At 62.0% G+C, this 15842-nt stretch carries 16 protein-coding genes; 10 read left to right on the forward strand and 6 right to left on the reverse strand.

Annotated elements, in window-relative coordinates:
• Window position 1 precedes the first annotated feature (1 nt).
• Window positions 2-1024 carry a glycosyltransferase family 4 protein gene (locus tag NKH57_RS00845; RefSeq protein ID WP_352940915.1) on the forward strand — a complete coding sequence of 341 codons (1023 nt, stop codon included), beginning with the start codon at window positions 2-4 and terminating at the stop codon, window positions 1022-1024.
• A 54-nt stretch (window positions 1025-1078) separates the two neighbouring features.
• Here the strand turns inward: NKH57_RS00845 and NKH57_RS00850 are convergent, their stop codons facing one another.
• From NKH57_RS00850 to NKH57_RS00860, 3 genes are all read right to left on the reverse strand, one after another.
• The gene (locus NKH57_RS00850; RefSeq protein WP_352940917.1) at window positions 1079-1438 is read right to left on the reverse strand and encodes a tRNA-binding protein; all 360 of its coding nucleotides are present in this window, start codon (window positions 1436-1438) and stop codon (window positions 1079-1081) included.
• Between the two features lie 19 nt (window positions 1439-1457).
• Window positions 1458-1958, reverse strand: coding sequence for a type III secretion system chaperone family protein (locus tag NKH57_RS00855; protein ID WP_013893499.1), 501 nt, complete (start codon window positions 1956-1958; stop codon window positions 1458-1460).
• 344 nt (window positions 1959-2302) lie between these two features.
• Complete coding sequence (locus NKH57_RS00860) at window positions 2303-2605, reverse strand: accessory factor UbiK family protein (RefSeq protein WP_352940919.1); 303 nt, start codon at window positions 2603-2605, stop codon at window positions 2303-2305.
• 169 nt (window positions 2606-2774) lie between these two features.
• On the opposite strand from NKH57_RS00860, the gene lgt reads away from it, so the two are divergent.
• The 6 genes from lgt (at window position 2775) to NKH57_RS00890 (ending at window position 8569) form a co-directional block, all read left to right on the forward strand.
• Window positions 2775-3629, forward strand: a complete 855-nt coding sequence (gene lgt, locus NKH57_RS00865; RefSeq protein WP_352603456.1) for a prolipoprotein diacylglyceryl transferase — start codon at window positions 2775-2777, stop codon at window positions 3627-3629.
• Entirely contained in the window at window positions 3626-4726 is a 1101-nt protein-coding gene (locus NKH57_RS00870; protein ID WP_352940921.1) for a class I SAM-dependent methyltransferase, read from the forward strand. Before lgt ends, NKH57_RS00870 begins: the two co-directional genes overlap by 4 nt.
• A gap of 127 nt (window positions 4727-4853) precedes the next feature.
• Entirely contained in the window at window positions 4854-5648 is a 795-nt protein-coding gene (pgeF, locus tag NKH57_RS00875; RefSeq protein ID WP_352940923.1) for a peptidoglycan editing factor PgeF, read from the forward strand.
• Entirely contained in the window at window positions 5648-6799 is a 1152-nt protein-coding gene (locus NKH57_RS00880; protein WP_023761207.1) for a M24 family metallopeptidase, read from the forward strand. The genes pgeF and NKH57_RS00880 overlap by 1 nt, the downstream gene beginning before the upstream one ends.
• Before the next feature lie 43 nt (window positions 6800-6842).
• The gene (locus NKH57_RS00885; protein WP_352940925.1) at window positions 6843-7478 is read left to right on the forward strand and encodes a hypothetical protein; all 636 of its coding nucleotides are present in this window, start codon (window positions 6843-6845) and stop codon (window positions 7476-7478) included.
• Window positions 7479-7633: 155 nt separating this feature from the next.
• A complete protein-coding gene (locus tag NKH57_RS00890) occupies window positions 7634-8569 on the forward strand; it encodes a ribose-phosphate pyrophosphokinase (RefSeq protein WP_013530002.1) in 936 nt (311 codons plus the stop codon).
• 50 nt (window positions 8570-8619) lie between these two features.
• Here NKH57_RS00890 and NKH57_RS00895 read toward each other — a convergent pair whose 3' ends face one another.
• Complete coding sequence (locus tag NKH57_RS00895; RefSeq protein ID WP_352940927.1) at window positions 8620-9468, reverse strand: AraC family transcriptional regulator; 849 nt, start codon at window positions 9466-9468, stop codon at window positions 8620-8622.
• 152 nt (window positions 9469-9620) lie between these two features.
• Here NKH57_RS00895 and NKH57_RS00900 point away from each other — a divergent pair, with 152 nt between their 5' ends.
• Window positions 9621-10868: an MFS transporter gene (locus tag NKH57_RS00900; protein ID WP_352940929.1), complete on the forward strand. Its 1248-nt coding sequence runs from the start codon at window positions 9621-9623 to the stop codon at window positions 10866-10868.
• A gap of 53 nt (window positions 10869-10921) precedes the next feature.
• Here NKH57_RS00900 and NKH57_RS00905 read toward each other — a convergent pair whose 3' ends face one another.
• The gene (locus NKH57_RS00905; protein WP_352940931.1) at window positions 10922-11779 is read right to left on the reverse strand and encodes an alpha/beta fold hydrolase; all 858 of its coding nucleotides are present in this window, start codon (window positions 11777-11779) and stop codon (window positions 10922-10924) included.
• A gap of 150 nt (window positions 11780-11929) precedes the next feature.
• Here NKH57_RS00905 and NKH57_RS00910 point away from each other — a divergent pair, with 150 nt between their 5' ends.
• Window positions 11930-12358, forward strand: coding sequence for a MarR family winged helix-turn-helix transcriptional regulator (locus NKH57_RS00910; RefSeq protein WP_352603470.1), 429 nt, complete (start codon window positions 11930-11932; stop codon window positions 12356-12358).
• Window positions 12359-12471: 113 nt separating this feature from the next.
• Here NKH57_RS00910 and NKH57_RS00915 read toward each other — a convergent pair whose 3' ends face one another.
• A complete protein-coding gene (locus tag NKH57_RS00915) occupies window positions 12472-14478 on the reverse strand; it encodes a putative bifunctional diguanylate cyclase/phosphodiesterase (protein ID WP_352603472.1) in 2007 nt (668 codons plus the stop codon).
• Window positions 14479-14771: 293 nt separating this feature from the next.
• Here NKH57_RS00915 and NKH57_RS00920 point away from each other — a divergent pair, with 293 nt between their 5' ends.
• A complete protein-coding gene (locus NKH57_RS00920) occupies window positions 14772-15806 on the forward strand; it encodes a class I SAM-dependent methyltransferase (RefSeq protein ID WP_023760730.1) in 1035 nt (344 codons plus the stop codon).
• Window positions 15807-15842: the final 36 nt, after the last annotated feature.

Consider the following 15842-nt stretch of genomic DNA (forward strand, 5'->3'; position numbering starts at 1 on the left):
CATGCGCATATTGATGGTCACCGACGCCTGGCGCCCGCAGGTCAATGGCGTCGTCCACACGCTGGAGCGGCTCACCGAGACGCTGAAATCCTTCGATGTCGCGGTGGATTTCCTGACGCCCAACATCTTTCGCACGCTACCCTTGCCGACCTACCCCGACATAAGGCTGGCACTGACCACCCCCGGCCATGTCGCGCGCCTGATCGAAGCCGGCAAGGCGGATCACATCCACATCGTCACCGAGGGTCCGCTGGGCATCATGGCGCGGCGCTATTGCCGCAATGCCGGCCGGCCGTTCACCACCAGCTATCACACGCGCTTTCCCGAATATCTCAGCGCCCGCCTGCCGGTGCCGGAGAGCTGGACCTATCGTTGGCTGCGCGATTTCCACAATTCCGGGCAGGGCACGCTCGTCGCCACCCAGTCGCTCGCCGACGACCTCTCGGCGCGCGGCTTCAACAAGCTGCGGCCGTGGACGCGCGGCGTCGACACCGACCATTTCCGGCCGGACAAGAAGAAGGACCTCGGCTTCCCCGGGCCGGTCTTCCTCTGCGTCGGCCGCGTCGCCATCGAAAAGAACCTGGGTGCATTCCTCGAACTCAATCTGCCCGGCAGCAAGGTGGTCGTCGGTGAGGGTCCGGAGCTTGCCAGGCTGAAGGCGAAATTCCCACGAGCGCATTTCCTGGGCCACCGCCCCAATGACGAACTGGCCGAGATCTATGCCTCGGCCGACGTCTTCGTCTTCCCCAGCCGCACCGACACGTTCGGCAACGTCATCATCGAGGCACTGGCCAGCGGCACCCCAGTCGCCGCCTATCCGGTGACCGGGCCAATCGACATCGTCGGCGACGGTTTTGGCGGCGCGGTGTCGAACGATCTGCGCGAGGCAGCGCTTGCCGCCCTCAGCGTAGATCGCGCGCAAGCACGCGAACGCGCCATGCGCTACAGCTGGAAAGCCTGCGCCGAAATGTTTCTCGACACGGTCGAAGAGGCGCTCGGCACGACGCGGAAGCTGGCGGCCTGACGCAGGCGCAACCGCAATGAATGCTCGGAACCGACGCGAAGGGAACGCAACGGTCTAAAACAATCTGCCGCCGTCCGGCACCTTGCGCTCGATTGCGCCGAGCACCACGGCACCCTCCTCGTCGGGAAAGCCGAGCGTCAGCACTTCCGACATGAACGGGCCGATCTGGCGCGGCGGGAAATTGACCACCGCGAACACTTGCCGGCCGACCAGCGTCTCCGGCGTATAATATTTGGTGATCTGCGCCGACGACTTCTTGATACCGATGCCGGCGCCGAAATCGATCTTCAGCTTGAATGCCGGCTTGCGCGCCTCGGGGAACGGTTCGACCTCGACGATGGTGCCGGCGCGGATGTCGACACGATCGAAATCGGCAAAACTGATCTCGGGCTTAAGCGCGCTGCTCGAACTCATCTTCCGTTTCTGCCTTGGTTCAGGCGTTGCCGTAGGTCTCGAACAGCACGCCGGCCAGCGCGTCCTTGGCCGAGGTCCCCGACCAGACGACGAACTGGAACGCCTGGAAATAGCATTCGCAGGCTTCCAGCGCAGACGACAGCAAGACTTCGACCTGCTGGCTCGACGGCTCGACCCCGCCGGCCAACAGCAGCGACTGACGGAACATGATCGCGCCCTCCTGCTCCCAGAGGTCGAAATGGCCAAACAGCATCTGTTCGTTGATGAGCGACAAGAGCCGCATCACTTCCAGCGCGCGGGTCTCCGGCACCTTGATGTCGAAGGCGCAGGCCAGGTGCAGCGCCTCGAAATCCTCCATCCATGAGAAGGAAACGTGATAGTCGGTCCAGCTTCCGGCAACCGAAATCGAAATTTCGTCGTCGCCGGCCCGCTCAAAGGACCAGTCGTTGTTGTGGGCCACCTGCTCGATAACATCCACCGGATGGATTTCGCGGGAGAATTCGAGTTCGAGAAGTTCCATGGAATGCTTCCTGTCGTTCTGTACGAGCGCCGCCACACGCTCCGCGGGAGGGCACACACAACGAACAATCTTGTCTAGAACTCGGACGGCCAGGACTTTCTTCGCGCAAAGACCACTTCTCGACACAAAGACCCCGGACCGGACCCCACCGCCCGGCCACATGACCCTGCTCCGAATCATGCAACAAATTCAGTCTATTGATCGGGAGTCGCGTGAACAGCCCAATTTTTCCCACTGCGTCATTCGCATGTGGAAAGCCGCTGTCACAAAGATTCATGCAATGCCGTTAAGCGATTCACGGCAAAGCGCTTTTCAGGATCGGGCTATGTGGAAAAGTTTAACGATTATTTTTTTGCGCGGGGCTTGGCCGCCGCCGCCGGTGCGGCGTCACCGCTCAGTTCGGCAAGCTTGGTCTCGAGCGCCTCGATGCGGGCGGCGAGCCGGCTGTTTTCTTCCCGGGCCTTGGCGGCCATCTCGCGCGCGGCTTCGAACTCTTCGCGCTGCACCACGTCCATTGTGTTGAGAATGCGCTCGGCCTGGCCCTTGAAGGCGGTCTCCACCTCACGGCGCACGCCCTGGGCGGCGCCGGCGGCATCGGTCATCAGCTTGGCGAATTCATCGAGAATGCGGTTCGGTCCGGTAGACATGGCAAATCCTCGCGCTTGCACAAATTGACGTAGTGGCGCTGCGCGTCGAATGCAAGCATGTTGCGCCGCGTTGCGGCATCAAGTCGAGAGCGCCCACCTTGCCTTGACCGTGCCAAAAGCCTGCCGCATGGTCCGCGCGAAAACGCGTTTTGCAACCGAGAGTTCCCCGTTGAACGAATATTTCCTGCTGCCGCTGGCCTCCCTGCCCTTCCCCAACATCAACCCGATCCTCATCCAGATCGGGCCGCTGGCGGTGCATTGGTACGGCGTCGGTTACATCGTCGGCATCCTGTTTGCCTGGTGGTATGCCAAGCGGCTTGCCGCCAGTGCCAAGCTGTGGCCGAACGGCGTCCTGCCGATGAAGCCGGTGGACCTCGACGATTTCATCGTCTGGGCGGCCATCGGCGTCGTGCTGGGCGGCCGCACGGGCTATGTGCTGTTCTATGATCTGCCGCGCTACATTGCGCACCCGCTCGATATCTTCGCGGTCTGGCAAGGCGGCATGTCGTTCCATGGCGGCCTGCTTGGCGTTATCCTCGCCATGACGCTGTTTTCGATCAAGCGCGGCATCCGCACATGGTCATTGTTCGATGTCGTGGCCGCCGGCGTGCCGGTTGGCCTTGGCCTGGTGCGCGTAGCCAACTTCATCAATTCCGAGCTGTGGGGCCGGCCGACGGACGTGCCCTGGGCGTTCGAATTCCCCAATGGCGGGCCGTTTGCCCGTCACCCCAGCCAGCTCTACGAGGCGCTGCTCGAGGGTGTGGTGCTGTTCCTCGTGCTGCGCATCCTCACCCATTGGCGCCTCAAGCTGAAGACGCCGCGCTTCGTCGGCGGCGCCTTCATCTGCGGCTACGGCCTGTCGCGCATCTTCGTCGAGTTCTTCCGCGAGCCCGACCAGCAGCTCGGCTATCTCCTCGGCACCAACTGGCTGACCATGGGCATGATCCTGTCGACGCCGATGGTGCTGGCCGGCATCTGGGCGATGCTGACCGCCAAGCCGGTGGCACAGCCGCAGCCGATATGACCCGGCTGAAGACCCGCATCGTCGACCTGATCGAGGCATTGGGGCCGCTTCCCATCAACGAATACATGGCGCTTTGCCTCTTCGACCCGCAGGACGGTTATTACATGACGCGCGAGCCCTTCGGTGCGGCCGGCGACTTCATCACCGCGCCCGAGATCAGCCAGATGTTCGGCGAACTGGTCGCTGTGTGGGTGTACCAGGCCTGGCTGGCGAGCGGCCGGCCACTGCCGGCCACCATCGCCGAGATCGGCCCCGGCCGCGGTACGCTGATGAAGGACATGCTGCGAACGCTGTCGCGGCTAGATCCAGAACTCGCCAACGGCGCCACCTTCGCCATGATCGAGACCAGCCCACGCCTGACAGAAGTCCAGCAACGGACGCTTGGCGTCACACCTTTCGCGGTTCGTTGGCACGAAACCATCGAGACGCTGCCGCGGCAGCCGCTGTTCATCGTCGGCAACGAACTGTTCGACGCCGTGCCCGTCCGCCAGTTCGTCCGCGCCGGCGCCGGCTGGCGCGAGCGCATGATTGGCCTGGATGACACCAACGAACTGCGCTTCTTCGCCGGTGCCGGCTCGGTCGACCCGACGCTGCTGCCCGCCGATGCCGACGGTGCACCGCAAGGCGCTATCGTCGAAGTGGCGCCTGCCCGCACGGCACTGATGGCGGCCATCGCAGAGCGCATATCAAGGCATGGCGGTGCCGGCCTGTTCCTCGACTATGGCCATCTCCAGCCGGGCGTCGGCGACACGCTGCAGGCATTGCGCGGCCACAATCGCGAAGATGTGCTGGCAAATCCCGGCGAGGCCGACCTCACTACCCATGTCGATTTCGCCGCCCTTGCCGCAGCCGTTCGAGCGCACGGCCTCGACGCCCATCTGTCGACCCAGGGCGATTTCCTGCTCGGCATGGGGATTCTCGAACGCGCCGGCCGCCTCGGCGCCGATGCCGACCAGGCGACACGCGACAACATAACTGAGGCTGTCGAGCGCCTCGCCGCTCCGCAAAACATGGGCGCACTGTTCAAGGTGCTTTCGGTGCTGCCGCGCGGCGTGGCCGTCCCATTCTCTGCAACAACGACCTTCGCGGCGGATTGACTTTTCACCGCCGCCCCTCCCAATCTCCCGTCCGGCGAAAAGAGACGGTCACACCGCCCAGCCCGCCTCCTTCTCGACGAAGCACCTTCTTCTTGACGAAACCGCCCACACGGACAACAACGCCCGCATGCTGAATCAGACCAAACCGGATCCCGTTCGGTCGCCGCTGCTGGACAAGGCGCAGGCACAAGGCATTCGCCACGGCTATTTCACCCGCATTGGCGGTGTCTCCAGCGGCATCTATCACGGCCTCAACATCGGCACCGGATCGAACGACGATCAGGCCCTGGTGGCCGAGAACCGCGCCCGGGTCGCTGCGTGGATGGGCGTGCCGGCACGCCATCTGTTGACCGCCTGGCAGATCCACTCACCCGATGTCGTCATCGCCCGGGAACCCTTTGCCGGCGAGCGCCCCAAGGCAGACGCCATCGTCACCGACCGGCCGGGCGTCGCCATCGGCGCCTCGACCGCAGATTGCGGTCCGGTGCTCTTCGCCGATCCGCAGGCGCGCATCATCGGCGCCGCACACGCCGGCTGGAAAGGCGCTTTCACAGGCGTGCTTGAAAACACCGTCCTCGCCATGGAAAGCCTCGGTGCCCATCGCCAAAACATCGTCGCGGTGCTCGGCCCTTCGATCGGCCCGCAAAATTATGAAGTCGGACCGGAATTCGTTGCCCGCTTTGTTGAAGCCGACGCCGAGAACATCAGCTATTTCGCGCCTTCCGCCAACGCCGGCCATGCGATGTTCGACCTCAGCCGCTACACGGTCGACCGGCTGGCCAAGGCCGGTGTAACAGCCGACGGCCTCGGACGCTGCACCTATGCCGAGGAAGATCTGTTCTACTCCTACCGGCGCGCCACGCACCGCAAGGAGCCCGATTACGGCCGGCAGATTTCGGCAATCGTTTTGGAGAGGGAATAATGGCGCTGCATTTTGAACGATCCGAATTCGACGCGCGGCGCGACCGGCTGATGATCGAGATGGCCGAGAAGAAGCTCGACGCCATCCTCCTGTTCGCGCAAGAGAGCATGTACTGGCTGACCGGCTACGATACGTTCGGTTTCTGCTTCTTCCAGTGCCTGGTGGTGAAGGCCGACGGTTCGATGGTGCTTCTGACCCGCTCGGCCGATCTGCGTCAGGCGCGCCAGACCTCGATCATCGACAACATCGTTCTGTGGACCGACCGCGATGGCGCCAATCCGGCGGTCGACCTGCGCAATCTGCTCAACGAACTCGACCTGCTTGGCGCTCGCATTGGCGTTGAATACGACACTCACGGCCTGACCGCCTTCAACGGCCGCCGGCTCGACGAACAGTTGCAGACCTTCGGCCAGATCGCCGATGCATCCGGCATCGTCGGCCGGCTGCGCCTGTTCAAGAGCCCAGCCGAAATCGCGAAGGCCGAGAAGGCCGCCAATCTCTCGGACGACGCGCTCGACGCGGCCTTGCCGCTGATCAAGCAGGGTGGCGACGAAGCCTTGATCCTGGCCGCCATGCAAGGTGCGATCTTCGCCGGCGGCGGCGACTATCCAGCCAACGAGTTCATCATCGGCTCCGGTGTCGATGCCCTGTTGTGCCGCTACAAGGCCGGCCGCCGCAAGCTCACAAAGAACGACCAGCTGACGCTTGAATGGGCTGGCGTCTTCAACCACTACCATGCGCCGATGATGCGCACGGTGCTGACCGGCAAGGTCTCCAAGCGCCATCAGGAGCTGTTCGACGCCGCCCGCGCCGCCCTTCTGGCCGTCGAGAAGGCGATGACGCCGGGCAACAGCTTCGGCGACGTGTTCGACGCCCACGCCCGCACCATGGAGGCGCACGGCCTGACCAAGCACCGGTTGAACGCCTGTGGCTACTCGGTCGGAGCCCGCTTCACGCCATCCTGGATGGACATGCCGATGTTCTACCAAGGCAATCCCGAGCCGATCGCGCCCAACATGACGCTGTTCGCCCACATGATCATCATGGATTCCGACACCGAGACGGCGATGACGCTTGGCCGCACCTACCTGACCACAGAATCCCAGCCGAAGCCGTTGTCCCGCCATGATCTCGACTTGATCGTACAGTGAATCCATAATGGGAGGCGTTCTTCGCCAAGGAGTTAGAAGGCAAATGAGACGATCGCATGTGACGACCGTGTCATTGCTTGTGGCATTGGCTCTTGGCGCCTGCACCAACGCAAAGGACGTGCTCGAACCCTCTGCCATCACCCCGCCGGCAACGTCGACCCAGACACTGCCCGCCACATCAGGCAACACGGCAGCTGCGGTTGCGGCCCCGGGCGGCCCTGCCACCACCGCGGCGGGCGCTCCTGCAACCACCACCACACCGGTCACATCAGCCCAAAGCGCCGCCGCCCTGGCGAAGACCCGGCTGCAGATCGCGCCGATTGTCGGCGCGTCGGTCGAGGCCGCGACACCGCTGACGGCGGAGCTGCAGACGCGCGCCCGGCAGCGCGGCATTACGCTCGCCGGCAGCGCCGACCAGACCGCGACGCATGTGCTCAAAGGCTATTTCTCGACGATGTCTGAAGGCACCGACACCACCGTCATCTATGTCTGGGACGTCTATGACCCGGCAGGCAATCGCCTGCACCGCATCAACGGTCAGCAGAAGGCGCCTTCGGTTAGTGGCGGCGCCAGCGGGGCCGGTGACAGCTGGAAGGGGGTCTCGCCGGCCACCATGCAGGCAATCGCCGACCAGACCATCGACCAGTTCGCGGCCTGGCTTGGCGGCAAGGCGGGCTGAAATGATTTCTACCGGCGATGGTGCAAGGCTTTCCTAGGATTATCCGGCGGATTCCCGATCTCGGTGCTTGCAATACCGGCGCGGGCCGCTAAAAGCCCGGTTAAAGGGCGCAGGCGAGTCCGTCAGGGCTTTCCATCCTCCACCAGGAACGGTGCATGAAACTCTTCGCGGGCAATTCCAACAGGGTGCTGGCCGAAGCGGTCGCCCGGTACCTCAACGTCCCGCTGGGCAAGGCCACTGTCAGGCGCTTCGCCGACCAGGAAATCTTCGTCGAAATCCAGGAAAATGTGCGCGGCGAGGATGTCTTCATCCTGCAGTCAACCTCGTTCCCGACCAACGATCACCTGATGGAACTGCTCATCATGATCGATGCCTTCATGCGCTCATCGGCCAAGCGCATCACGGCGGTCATCCCCTATTTCGGCTACGCCAGGCAGGATCGCCGCGCCTCCGGCCGCACGCCGATCTCGGCCAAGCTGGTCGCCAACATGATCACCCGCGCCGGCGTCGACCGTGTTCTGACGCTCGACCTCCACGCCGGCCAGATCCAGGGCTTCTTCGACATCCCGACCGACAATCTGTTCTCGGTGCCAGTGATGGCCCGCGACGTGAAGGCCAAATACAAGCAGCTCGGCAACGTCGTGGTGGTATCGCCCGACATCGGCGGCGTCGTGCGGGCGCGCGCGCTGGCCAAGCGCTTCGACGCGCAACTCGCCATCGTCGACAAGCGCCGCGAGCGACCCGGTGAATCGGAAGTGATGAACATCATCGGCGCGGTTGCCGGCAAGGATTGCCTGCTGATCGACGACATCGTCGATTCCGGCGGCACGCTGTGCAACGCCGCCGATGCGCTGCTGGCCAACGGCGCCACCAGCGTCACCGCCTATATCACCCACGGCGTGCTGTCGGGCGGCGCGGTTGCCCGCATCAGCGGCTCGAAACTGCAGGAACTGGTGATCACCGATTCCATCCAGCCGACCCAAGGCGTGCTCGATGCTCCCAACATCCGCGTCATCTCGATCGCCGACCTGATGGGCGAAGCCATTTCGCGCACGGCGACCGAGGAATCGGTGTCCAGCCTCTTCGACTAAGACCGATACCTGACCTTACGGCGCGGGGCCCTCCAGCCGGACCGGACCGATCAGGCGACGAGCGACTTCGAGCTTTCGCGTGCGCCGCGCATATAGCCGCGCGGCGACGCGCCCAGCATGCGTTTGAACATGGTGATGAAGGCCGGCACGCTGTCATAGCCGAGATCGAGCGCCACCCTGGTGATCGGTTCGCCATCGGCCAGCCGCGGCAGCGCCGCGAACAGGCAGGCTTGCTGGCGCCATGTCGACAGCGACAGGCCGGTCTGGCGCTGGAAGGCGCGGGTGAAGGAGCGGCGGCTCATGCCGGCGGCATCGGCCCACTCGTCGATCGTCGCGTGCGGCGAAGGTGCGGCGACGAAGCGCCGACAGAGTGCCGAGAGTCTGGGATCGGACGGGAACGGCAGACCGAGCGGCCGTTCCGGCAGGGTCGGGATTTCGTGCAGCAGCAGATTCATGATCAGCCCGCCGCGCCCTTCCAGCTCGCCGCCTTGCGGCAGCTTTTCCGATTCCACGATCAGGCTATGCATCAGGTCAGTGACGCCGACGACGCGCAAGCCTTCCGGCAGCCCGGGGATCGCCTGCGGCATGACATAGACCGAACGCATCGACACATCGCCCAGCATCTCCACGGAATGCTCGGTGCCGGCGGGAATCCACATTGCATGGTCGGGCGGCACCATCCAGCGACCGTAGCGCGTGGTCACCAGCACGACGCCTACCAGCGCATGAAGCAACTGACTGCGGCTGTGGCGGTGCAGCGGCACACGATAGCCGTCAGGATATTCGGTCGGCAGCGCCACCGCCGGCCCGGCCACTTCCTCCAGCCACTGCCAGCGGCGCTCGTGCAACTGCTCGAGATCGGCACTGCCGGCGTGGAAGACTTCTTTGCCGTGCGGCATCTTGTATGGCCCACTTGCGAAACTATTGGACCAAACCACGAAAGAATTCACCCTGCAAGCAGCTTATAAGGCAACCGTTCCTTAGGCGGCCTTCAGCAGCGTCCGCCAGTTTGCCCTGCGGGCGTGCCGCCAAAAAGACCACGGAGCCTACCTTGACCGACACGACAGCCGCCAGCGTCGCCCCACCGACCGCCAGTCACGCTTCAGCCCAGGCGACGGCCTTCACCGTCATCCTGGCGGTGAGCTTCTGCCATTGCATCAACGACATCATGCAATCGCTGCTATCGGCCATCTATCCCTTGCTGAAAGAGAATTACGGCCTCGATTTCTGGCAAATCGGCCTTCTGACCTTCACCTTCCAGGTGACCGCATCGCTGCTGCAGCCGGTGATCGGCATGATCACCGACAAGCGGCCGATGCCCTATTCGCTGCCCTACGGCATGGCATCTTCGCTGATCGGCCTGGTCGTGCTCGCCTATGCCGGGCACTATTCGCTGCTCCTGGTCGGCGCCTCGCTGATCGGCATCGGCTCGGCGATCTTCCATCCGGAATCCTCGCGCATCGCCCGCTTCGCCTCTGGCGGCCGCTTCGGTCTGGCGCAGTCGCTATTCCAGGTAGGCGGCAATTTCGGCCAATCCATGGGGCCGCTGCTGGCTGCCTTCATCGTCGTGCCCTTCGGCCAGACCAGCATCTCCTGGTTCGCTGTCGGCTCGCTGATCGGGATCATCGTTTTGTGGCGGGTCGGCGGCTGGTACAGCCGGCTGCGCGCAGCACAGGGCAATCGCAAGATGGCGAGCTTCGTCTCGCCCTTCCCGCGCCGCAAGGTGATGTGGGCACTGGCGGTGCTGACGCTGCTGGTGCTGACCAAGAACGCCTACATCGCCAGCCTCGCCAGCTACTACACCTTCTATTCGATCCATAAGTTCGGCGTTTCGGTGCAGATGTCGCAGGTCATGCTGTTCCTGTTCCTTGGCGCCTCGGCGCTAGGCATCCTGCTTGGCGGCCCGTTCGGCGACCGCTATGGACAAAAGGCCATGATCTGGTTCTCCATCGTCGGCGTGCTGCCCTTCACGCTCGCCCTGCCCTACGCCAACCTGGAATGGACGATGGTGCTGACGGTGCTGATCGGCCTGATCCTGTCATCGGCCTTCTCCAACATCGTCGTTTTCGCCCAGGAACTGGTGCCGGGACGTGTCGGCATGATCGCCGGCATCTTCTTCGGCTTCGCCTTTGGCATGGGCGGCATCGCGGCTGCCGTGCTCGGCGTGGTCGCCGACATGAAGGGCATCGATTATGTCTTCCAGGTCTGCTCGTACCTGCCGCTGCTTGGGCTACTGACCGTGTTCCTTCCGAATATGAAGGAAGCCAGGAAGGCTCAGGCGGTCGCTGCAAGCCGGTAAGGCCGGGCGATATAGGCACCCGCCCGATGGCGGGTGCCTTCTGGAAAAATATCCTAGGCCTTGAAGAAGGCCAGCAGGTCGGCGTTGATGATGTCGGCATGGGTCGTGGCCATGCCGTGTGGGAAGCCCTTGTAGACCTTGAGCTCGCCTTTCTTGAGCAGCTTGATCGTCAACAGCGCCGAGTCGGCTATTGGGACGATCTGGTCGTCGTCACCGTGCATGACCAGAACCGGCACGTCGATCTTCTTCAGGTCTTCGGTGAAGTCGGTCTCCGAGAAGGCCTTGATGCAATCATAATGCGCCTTGGTACCGCCCATCATGCCCTGGCGCCACCAATTGTCGATGATCCCCTGCGAGATTTCCGCGCCCGGACGGTTGAACCCGTAGAACGGACCTGCCGGGACATCGCGGAAGAACTGGGCGCGGTTGGCCGCCTGGGCGGAACGGAAGCCGTCGAAGACCTCGATCGGCAGGCCGCCGGGATTGGCCGCGGTCTTGAGCATGATCGGCGGCACCGCGCCGATCAGCACCGCCTTGGCGACACGGCCGTCCGAGCCGTATTGAGCGACATAGCGCGCCACCTCACCGCCACCGGTCGAATGGCCGACATGGATGGCGTCCTTGAGATCCAGATGGGCGGCGAGTTCCGCGACATCGGCGGCGTACGTATCCATCTCGTTGCCGACGTCCGTCTGGGTCGAGCGGCCGTGCCCGCGCCGATCATGGGCGACGACCCTGTAGCCTTGTGACAGGAAGAACAGCATCTGGGCGTCCCAGTCATCGCTGCTCAATGGCCAGCCATGATGGAAGACGATCGGCTGCCCGGTCCCCCAGTCCTTGTAGTAAATTTGCGTTCCGTCCTTGGTGGTGATCGTGCCGCTGCCGGAGCTGGGCTTGGATTGCGAGGTCATCTCAATCTCCGTTCTGTTGACTTCGCGATAAACGATATCGCGATAACTATCGCTATCGCAGTTCGAAAACCTTGTCCATAAAAATATATATCGCGATATCGTTTTTCGTGGTATAGAACCGACTGCCGTACCGGCAGAAGGAAATGCGCCGTGCCTCTCCCGTTGGACAATCAACTCTGTTTCACGCTCTATGCCACCAGCATGGCGATCAATCGCACCTATAAGCCGATGCTGGACCAGATGGGCATCACCTATCCGCAATATCTGGTTCTGAACGCGCTTGGAGAGACCGATGGCATGTCGGTTGGCACGGTTGCGCGGCGGCTTGCCCTTGAATCGAGCACCGTCACGCCACTGGTGAAGCGGATGGAGCAGGCTGGACTGGTGACCCGCCAGCGCAGCCAGACCGACGAGCGCCAGGTGCAGGTCGATCTGACCGCCGCCGGTCGCACACTGCTTGTCCAGTGCAACTGCCTCAACGAGACCTTGATCGAGCGCTCAGGCATGACTCTGGCACAGCTTGATGCGCTGAACCGGCAGATCAGGGCACTGCGCGCCGCGTTGAGCGGCGAACACTAAGCCACACCCCTTGCGTGCCCGCCTGGCTTTGCCATTGGTCGATAGCAATCGGCGCGGCCCTTGAGCCATAGCGGCCAAGGGCAGCTAAGCCAAACCTCGGAGAGCAGGCGCAATCATGCCGATTTAAGCACGGTGAATGGGCGTTTGCGGATGGCCCGCTTTGGCTGGTAACTGACGGCGGGAGCGGGACGGCCGACATGAAAGCCTTGGACCTTGTCTATGCCGAATTCGCGCATGAGTGCCATCTGTTCGTCGGTTTCCACCCCTTCGACCAGGATTTTGTGGCCGCGATTCCGCACCAGGGTGATAATGTCCTGGAGCATTGCCTTGCCGTTCGGGGCGCTGCAATCGTGCAGGAACGAGCGATCGATCTTTACCGTATCGAAATCGATCAGGCGGAGCCACGAAAGGCCCGCGAAGCCCGTCCCGAAGTCGTCAAGCCATATCTTGATCCCCAGCAGCTTCAGGTCGCTGATGCACCGAAGAATGTCCGAATGCATCTCCATCTCCAGCCCTTCGGTGATCTCGAAGGCCAGCCTGCTTCCGGAGACGCCGGTCTCGCCCAGAATGGTCGCTACCGACGTTGCAAAGCCAGGTGTCTTGAGCTGGATCGGAGAGACGTTGACACTAACGACGCGGACGTAATCGTCCGCCAGGAGCTCGGCGCACACCGTTCTTATTGCCCAGCGCCCGAGTTCCAGGATTGCGCCGGTTCGTTCCGCGACGGGAATGAACAGGCTCGGCGGAACCGACGTGCCGTCCAGCATTTTGAGGCGCATCAGAGCCTCTACGGCTTCAACTCGGTCCGTTTTGACATCCTGGATAGGCTGGTAAACGAGTGACACGAGGTTCTGGCCGATAGCGATCTTCAGCAAAGCCGCAATGTTCTCGCTCTCGTCGCTGCTCTGGGGATCGGAGGGGTCGAACAGGCGAGCACAGTTTCGGCCACCGGCTTTTGCCAGATAGAGTGCGCGATCAGCCTCGTGGATGATCTTCTCCAGCTTGGCGCCAGTCTGCGTTCTGGTGAACGCAGCGCCAACGCTCACGGTCACGATCGAGACGCCGTCTCGCCGCAGCTCGTGGATGAGCGCCAGGTTCTCCACCGTGCTGCAAATGGCTTCCGCGATCTCCAGGATCTGCTCTTTGTTCTCCACGCGAGCCAGGATAATGAACTCTTCACCGCCGTAGCGGCCGATGGAGCCATTGTACCGCCTGATCATTTCGCTAAGAGCATTGGCGACATGGATCAGGCAGCGGTCGCCTTCCTGATGGCCGTAACAATCATTGAACTTCTTGAAGAAGTCCACGTCGATGAGGATCGCCCCAAAACTGGTGCCAACCTTTTGCCAGTCGTTCCAGTAGTCCCTTAGCTTCTCGTCGATCGCCCGCCGGTTCTCCAGGCCTGTAAGCGGATCGGTCCGCGACAGTCTCAGCAGGGCCTTACCGCGTTCGGTCGCCTCGTTGTGCTGGATCTTCGCTTCCAGGGCGTTCAGGAAGACGTTGTAGCGCTCTTCATTCAGTTTCCAGTTGACATATGAGGTAAACGTGAAGCAAGAGATATAGAAAGTTCCGAATACCATCTTGTATATTAGCGTCGAAGGCACGAAATAATTTACCACGTACAGTATACACAATATTATTGTGGAAGTTACTATCGAAAGTTTGAAATTGAACGTGAAGAAAAGATTGGCGCTCATCATGAAGATGGTGCCGAAGACCATATAGTAAGAGACGCTTTCTTTGTCCGCACCAAAAACTGCAGGGCACAGCCAACCGACATAGCCAAAGATGATGGCTCCGGCGCAAGTGACGTCAAGCCATTCCGTTGCTACCTCCCGGCGAAGCTGCGCTTCCAGGATCAAAAGCGCAGTCAATCCGACCGCGAAGCGCGCAGTGATCGTGTATGCAGCCACATCTGGGATCAGCAGCAGATCCGTTGCAGAAAACAAGAGATAGATGACAACGGCCATCCAAAGCCCTGGCCGGGCTTCCCCTCTTCGCGTCGCATGAGCTTCCGTACGGTAGAGGGCGCGGAGCTCGTCGGTCCCCAGTTCATAGCGCGGTTCGTACGGCTCCGCATGAACAGTATCGGCCAATGCGGATGACGCGTGATCGTTCATCACAGCAAACCCCGTTTGAAGGGGATTTTCGGCTCCGAACTCATTTCTAGTTTCTGCCCTCACGCAGGCCGACTCCCTGGACGCGACAGCGATTGCGACGCCACGCGTACAAATGCAATCGCGCAGGACAAGTTTCCGTTAACTCGAAACCCGAATCCGGCCCGGAAGAAGTGCAATGATTAAAGATGGTTAGCGGGAAATTAATCATAACGCTAAAATGCGCCCGGCCCATCATTGGCAAATGGAGCATTCTACGCAATAAGTTAACTGACTGTTAACTATGGAGCGTTGGTGTGCAAACCGTTCTTGATGGAAAAAGCCTGATTACTGCCGAGATGCTCGCCGGAAGTCTGCCTCGGGGAAGACCCGAGGATCACGGCGAAGTCTTCGAAACCGCTCGTGCAGAGCTTGCACTCATTCTCCATGCGACCCATCAGCAAATCGAACAAGGAAAGGACCCCGCCGAGGTCATTCGTAGTCTGATGTCGCACCTCAACGCGACACGTGCCAAAGTTCATCCCGACGTTTGGCAAGCATTGATACCGGTGGTGCAGAACCATCCGGTCCTGGAGTATTTTCTCGAGGATCCGCTTACGCGGTGGTCTTTCAGCAAGCCCAGAGGTTATGCTGGTGATGCGGAGTTACTCGACTACATCTATTGTGATCCGCACGTGGCCGAGAGCGTGGCAAACGCCTCGGAGATCGGCAAGGCGCTCTATACCCATACCCAGGACGTCCCGTCTTGCGTCGCTGCACGGGAACGACGTGACCTATTGACCCGCTATGTCGATGAGATCGCGGCCAAGAACGGACCGGAAACCGAGATCCTGGCGATCGCGGCCGGGCATTTGCGGGAGGCCAATCGCTCGGTCGCCCTGGCGGAAGGACGTCTCAAGCGTTGGGTTGCGCTCGACCAGGATCCACAGAGCGTTGGGTTGATCGCACGTGACTTCCAGGGCACCGCGATCGAGGCCGTCGACGGGTCGGTGCGGACCGTGCTCACGAGGGGCCACAGGCTGGGCAAGTTCGACTTCATCTACGCCTCCGGCCTTTACGACTACCTCCAGCACAACGTCGCCGTAAAACTCACGAAGACCTGCCTGCAGATGTTGAAGCCGAACGGGACATTTCTCTTCGCGAACTACGCCGAGGACAATCCTGACGCCGGCTACCGGGAGACCTTCATGGACTGGGTGTTGCTGCTGCGATCGGAGGTCGACATGTGGAACATCGTCAATGCCAGCGTCGACCGCAACGCCGTCAACGCGCAGGTGTTCTTTGGCGAGAACCGCAACGTGCTCTATGCCGTCATCGAAAAGCGGGGATAATCACCGCCCCGAACTGCGCGCCGGCGGACGTGCCTT

Source organism: Mesorhizobium sp. M1050 (genome assembly GCF_040318715.1).
In the GTDB taxonomy this organism is placed as follows: Bacteria; Pseudomonadota; Alphaproteobacteria; order Rhizobiales; family Rhizobiaceae; genus Mesorhizobium.

Excerpts from the sequence above, each read along its gene's own strand:
- NKH57_RS00845 (WP_352940915.1), top strand. The coding sequence starts at position 2 with ATGCGCATATTGATGGTCACCGACGCCTGGCGCCCGCAGGTCAATGGC.
- NKH57_RS00850 (WP_352940917.1), bottom strand. The coding sequence starts at position 1,438 with ATGAGTTCGAGCAGCGCGCTTAAGCCCGAGATCAGTTTTGCCGATTTC.
- NKH57_RS00855 (WP_013893499.1), bottom strand. The coding sequence starts at position 1,958 with ATGGAACTTCTCGAACTCGAATTCTCCCGCGAAATCCATCCGGTGGAT.
- NKH57_RS00860 (WP_352940919.1), bottom strand. The coding sequence starts at position 2,605 with ATGTCTACCGGACCGAACCGCATTCTCGATGAATTCGCCAAGCTGATG.
- NKH57_RS00870 (WP_352940921.1), top strand. The coding sequence starts at position 3,626 with ATGACCCGGCTGAAGACCCGCATCGTCGACCTGATCGAGGCATTGGGG.
- pgeF (WP_352940923.1), top strand. The coding sequence starts at position 4,854 with ATGCTGAATCAGACCAAACCGGATCCCGTTCGGTCGCCGCTGCTGGAC.
- NKH57_RS00880 (WP_023761207.1), top strand. The coding sequence starts at position 5,648 with ATGGCGCTGCATTTTGAACGATCCGAATTCGACGCGCGGCGCGACCGG.
- NKH57_RS00885 (WP_352940925.1), top strand. The coding sequence starts at position 6,843 with ATGAGACGATCGCATGTGACGACCGTGTCATTGCTTGTGGCATTGGCT.
- NKH57_RS00890 (WP_013530002.1), top strand. The coding sequence starts at position 7,634 with ATGAAACTCTTCGCGGGCAATTCCAACAGGGTGCTGGCCGAAGCGGTC.
- NKH57_RS00895 (WP_352940927.1), bottom strand. The coding sequence starts at position 9,468 with ATGCCGCACGGCAAAGAAGTCTTCCACGCCGGCAGTGCCGATCTCGAG.
- NKH57_RS00905 (WP_352940931.1), bottom strand. The coding sequence starts at position 11,779 with ATGACCTCGCAATCCAAGCCCAGCTCCGGCAGCGGCACGATCACCACC.
- NKH57_RS00915 (WP_352603472.1), bottom strand. The coding sequence starts at position 14,478 with ATGAACGATCACGCGTCATCCGCATTGGCCGATACTGTTCATGCGGAG.